The 5,098-nt window shown below is 76.7% G+C and carries 1 protein-coding gene; it reads left to right on the top strand.

The window, feature by feature from the left end:
- The coding region (locus ACIQOV_RS26880) for an SDR family NAD(P)-dependent oxidoreductase (protein ID WP_401052699.1) at positions 1 to 5,098 on the top strand (5,098 nt) is incomplete at both ends.

The following is a 5,098-nucleotide window of genomic DNA, read 5'->3' as shown; positions in this document are numbered from 1 at the left end:
GGCTTCTACCAGGCGCTCACCGAGGCCGGTTACGGCTACGGCCCCGCCTTCCAGGGCCTGCGCGCCGCCTGGCGCGACGGCAGCACCGTCTACGCCGAGGTCGCCCTGCCCCAGGACGTCCAGGCCGACGGCTACGGCGTGCACCCCGCACTGCTGGACGCCGCCCTGCACGCCGCCGCCCTCGACGCCGAGGCCGGAACCAGGCTGCCCTTCGCCTGGACCGGCGTCTCGCTCCAGGCCGTCGGCGCCACCACGCTGCGGGTCGCCCTGACCCGCGGCCCCGGCGGAACCACCGTGCGGGCCGCCGACCCCACCGGCGCCCCCGTGTTCGCCGTCGACGCGCTGGCCGCCCGGGAGGTCACCCCCGAGGCCCTGGACGGCAGCGCCGCGCGCGGCGTCCACGACGCCCTGTTCGCCCTGGACTGGGTGCCCGCGACCGACCCGACCGCGACCCCCGACACCACCGGCTGGGCGGTGCTCGGCGCCGACGACGCCGGACTGCCGCGGGCCGTCCGCCACCCGGACCTCGCCGCGCTGACCGCCGCCCTCGACGCGGGCGCGCCCACCCCGGCCGTCGTCGTCCTGCCGGTCCCGTCCGGCGACGACGCGCAGGCCGTGCTGGGCGCCACCTCCGCCGTCCTCGGCCTGCTGCGCGACTGGCTCGCCGAGGAGCGGCTCGGCACGTCCCGGCTGGTGCTGCTCACCCGCGGCGCCGTCGGCGCGGACGCCGACCTCGCGGGCGCCGCCGTGCACGGCCTGGTCGCCTCGGCCCAGGCCGAGCACCCAGGCAGCTTCGTCCTGGTCGACCGCGACCCGGCCGGGGACGGCGGCCCCTGGCCGTCCGCCGTGGACACCGAGCCCCGCACCGCGCTGCGCGACGGCGCCGTGCTGCTCCCGCGCCTGGTCCGCACCCCGGCCGCGGACACGCCCGCGCTGCCCGAGTCGGTGCTGATCACCGGCGGCACCGGAACACTGGGCGGCCTGGTCGCCCGGCACCTGGCCGCCCGGCACGGGGTGCGCCGGCTGGTGCTGCTCGGCCGGCGGGGCGCCGACGCCCCCGGCGCGGCCGAACTGGTCGAGGGACTGCGGGCACTGGGCGCCGACGCGACGGTCGTCGCCTGCGACGCCGCCGACCGCGACGCGCTCGCCGCCGTGCTGGCCGAACACCCGGTCACGGGCGTCGTCCACGCGGCCGGCGTGATCGACGACGGCACCGTCGGCTCGTACGACGACGCCCGGCTGGCCGGGGTGCTGCGGCCCAAGGTGGACGCGGCGCTCAACCTGCACGAGCTGACCGCCGACCGCGAACTCGGCCTGTTCGTCCTGTTCTCCTCCGCCGCCGGCACCTTCGGCCCGGAGGGCCAGGCGGCCTACGCGGCGGCGAACGCGGCCCTGGACGCGCTGGCCGCCCGCCGCGCCGCCGCGGGCCTCGCGGCGGTCTCGCTCGGCTGGGGCCTGTGGGCCGGCGCCAGCGGGATGACCGGCCACCTCTCCACCGAGCAGGTCGCCCGGGCCTCCCGCACCGCGGAGTCGCTCGGCGACGCCGACGGACTCGCCCTGTTCGACGCGGCCGTCGGCTCCGCACGCCCGCACCTGCTGCCGATCCGGCTGCGCTCGGCCGCCGGCCCGGACGGCGAGGTGCCGCCGCTGCTGCGCGCACTGGTCCGCCCGGCCCCGCGGCGCGCCGCCGCCGCCGAGACCGCCACCGGCTCGCTCGCGCACCGGCTGACCGGGCTCACCGAGGCCGAGCAGACCCGGACGGTCGGGGAACTGCTCGCCACCGAGGTCGCCGCCGTCCTCGGCCACGCGAGCGCGGCCGCCGTCGAGCCCGGCCGGGCCTTCAAGGACCTCGGCTTCGACTCGCTGCTCGCGGTCCGGCTGCGCAACCGGCTCCAGGAGGTCACCGGGCTGCGGCTGCCCGCCACCCTGGTGTTCGACCACCCGACCCCGGCCGTGCTGGCCGAGTTCGTCCGCGCCGAGCTGCTCGGCCGGCGCCCGGCCGCCCCGGCCGCCACCGGGCCCTCCGCCACGACCGCCGCCCCGGACGAGCCGATCGCGATCGTCGGCATGAGCTGCCGCTACCCCGGCGGCGTCACCGACCCGGACCGGCTGTGGAAGCTGCTGGCCTCCGGCGGGGACGGCATCACCGCCTTCCCGACCGACCGCGGCTGGGACGTCGGCGCCGTGTACGCCGGCGAGAGCGCGGGCGCCGCGACCGTCTTCGAGGGCGGCTTCCTGCACGACGCCGCCCGGTTCGACGCCGGCCTGTTCGGGATCTCCCCGCGCGAGGCACTGGCGATGGACCCGCAGCAGCGCCTGCTGCTGGAGGCCTCCTGGGAGGCCTTCGAGAGCGCCGGACTGGACCCGACCGCGCTGCGCGGCAGCCGGACCGGTGTCTACGCCGGACTGATGTACCACGACTACGCGACCGGCGGCGGAGCCGTCCCGGACGAGGTCCAGGGCTTCCTCGGCACCGGCAACGCGGGCAGCGTCGCCTCCGGCCGGGTCTCCTACACCTTCGGTCTGGAGGGCCCGGCGGTCACCGTGGACACCGCGTGCTCCTCCTCCCTGGTGGCCATGCACCAGGCGGCCCAGGCGCTGCGCTCCGGTGACTGCGACCTGGCGCTGGCCGGCGGTGTCACCGTCCTCGCCACGCCCTCGGTGTTCACCGAGTTCAGCCGCCAGGGCGGGCTGGCCGCCGACGGGCGCTGCAAGGCCTTCTCGGCCGCCGCCGACGGCAGCGGCTGGTCGGAGGGCGTGGGCCTGCTGGTGCTGGAGCGGCTCTCCGACGCCCGCCGCAACGGGCACCAGGTGCTGGCGGTGGTGCGGGGCACCGCCGTCAACCAGGACGGTGCGTCGAACGGTCTGACGGCGCCGAACGGCCCGTCGCAGGAGCGGGTGATCCGGCAGGCGCTGGCCAACGCCGGACTCTCGGCCGCCGAGGTCGACGCCGTGGAGGCGCACGGCACGGGCACCAAGCTGGGCGACCCGATCGAGGCCCAGGCGCTGCTGGCCACCTACGGTCAGGGCCGTTTCGCGGACCGGCCGCTGTGGCTGGGATCGATCAAGTCCAACATCGGGCACACCCAGGCCGCCGCCGGTGTGGCGGGTGTGATCAAGATGGTGCTGGCGATGCGGCACGGCGTCCTGCCGGCGACCCTGCACGTGGACGCGCCGTCCCCGCACGTGGACTGGTCGGCCGGTGCGGTGGAGCTGCTCACCGAGGCCCGGCCGTGGCCCGAGGCGGACCGGCCGCGTCGCGCGGGTATTTCCTCCTTCGGGATCAGCGGTACCAACGCCCATGTGATCCTCGAATCCGTGTCCGAGCCGCGCCCGGCGGAGCCCGCTGTTCCGGGCGCGGGCCCGGTGCCGTGGCTGCTGTCGGGCCGGACGCCGGCGGCGTTGGGTGCGCAGGCGGAGCGGCTGCGGGAGTTCGTGCTGGGGCGTCCGGAGGCGTCGGTGGCGGATGTGGCGTCCGCGTTGCTGTCGCGGGCGGGTCTGGAGCACCGTGCGGTGGTGCTGGGTGCGGACCGGGAGGCGTTGCTGGACGGCCTCGCGGTGCTCGGTGGCGAGGGTGTGGTCCGGGGCCGGGTCGTCCCGGGTGACGTGGTGTTCGTGTTCCCGGGTCAGGGTTCGCAGTGGGTGGGCATGGCGTGGGAACTCGCCGAGGCCTCACCGGTGTTCGCGGCCAGGTTGGCCGCGTGCGAGGCGGCGTTGGCGCCGTTCACGGACTGGTCGCTGACCGAGGTGCTGCGTTCGGGCGCGGAGTTGGACCGGGTGGACGTGGTCCAGCCGGTGCTGTGGGCCGTGATGGTGTCGCTGGCGGAGGTGTGGCGGGCGCACGGTGTGGAGCCGTCGGCGGTGATCGGTCACTCGCAGGGTGAGATCGCGGCGGCGGTGGTGGCTGGTGCGCTGTCCGTGGAGGACGGTGCCCGGGTGGTCGCGCTGCGCAGCCGGGCGCTGATCGAACTGGCCGGTGACGGCGGCATGGTGTCGCTTGCGGTCGGCCAGGAGACCGCCGAGGGGCTGATCGTCGGCTTCGACGGCCGGATCTCGGTGGCCGCGTACAACGGCCCGTCCTCGACGGTGGTGTCGGGCGAGCCGGACGCGCTGGACGAGCTGATGGCGCTCTGCGAGGAGAACGGGGTGCGGGCCCGCCGGATCCCGGTGGACTACGCCTCGCACTCCGCCCAGGTCGACCGGCTGCGCGGGCGCATCCTGGACGACCTGGCCGGGATCAGCCCGACCACGTCCACGGTGCCGCTCTACTCGACGCTGACCGGCACCCCGATCGACACGGCGCGGATGGACGCCGGGTACTGGTTCGACAACCTGCGCTCCCCGGTGCGCTTCGAGGAGGCGACGCGGGCGCTGCTGGCCGGTGGCCGGGCGGTGTTCGTGGAGTGCAGCCCGCACCCGGTGCTGACGGTGGGTGTGCAGGAGACCGCCGACGCGGTCGAGGCCGAGGCGGCCGTGCTGGGCACGCTGCGGCGAGGCCAGGGCGGCCCCGAGCAGGTGCTGCTGGCGCTGGCGGAGGCCTGGACCGCCGGTGCGCCCGTCGACTTCACCGCGCTGCTGCCCGCCGGTCGCCCGGTCGAGCTGCCGACCTACGCCTTCCAGCGCGAGCACTACTGGCTGGAGGCGGCCGCCGTGGCGGCCGAGGGCGACCCGACCGAGGCGCGGTTCTGGGACGCCGTCGAGCGCGGGGACCTGGCCGAGCTCTCGGAGTCCCTGGAACTGGACGAGGACGGCGCGCTGCGCTCGCTGCTGCCGGTGCTGTCCTCGTGGCGGCAGCGGCGCCGGGTGGATTCGGTGGTGGACTCCTGGCGGTACCGGGTGACGTGGAAGCCGTTGGCGGGTTCGGCGGAGGGGCGGCTGTCGGGCCGTTGGCTGCTGGTGACGGGTGCGGGTGCGGGTGCGTCGGTGGAGGGCGTGGAGAGCGCGCTGCTGGCCGCCGGTGCGGAGGTTGTTCCGCTGGCCGTCGACGGCGCGGGCCGGGAGGAACTGGCCGCGCGGATCGGCGAGTTGAACGCCGGGGGCGAGTTCGCGGGAGTGGTCTCGCTGCTCGCCGTCGAGGAGCCGCACGCTGAGCCGCACG

Source organism: Kitasatospora sp. NPDC091257 (genome assembly GCF_044757675.1).
GTDB lineage: Bacteria > Actinomycetota > Actinomycetes > Streptomycetales > Streptomycetaceae > Kitasatospora > Kitasatospora lactacystinica.
The sequence above is the reverse complement of the archived record's forward strand: the minus strand, read 5'-3'. Positions and strand labels throughout refer to the sequence as shown.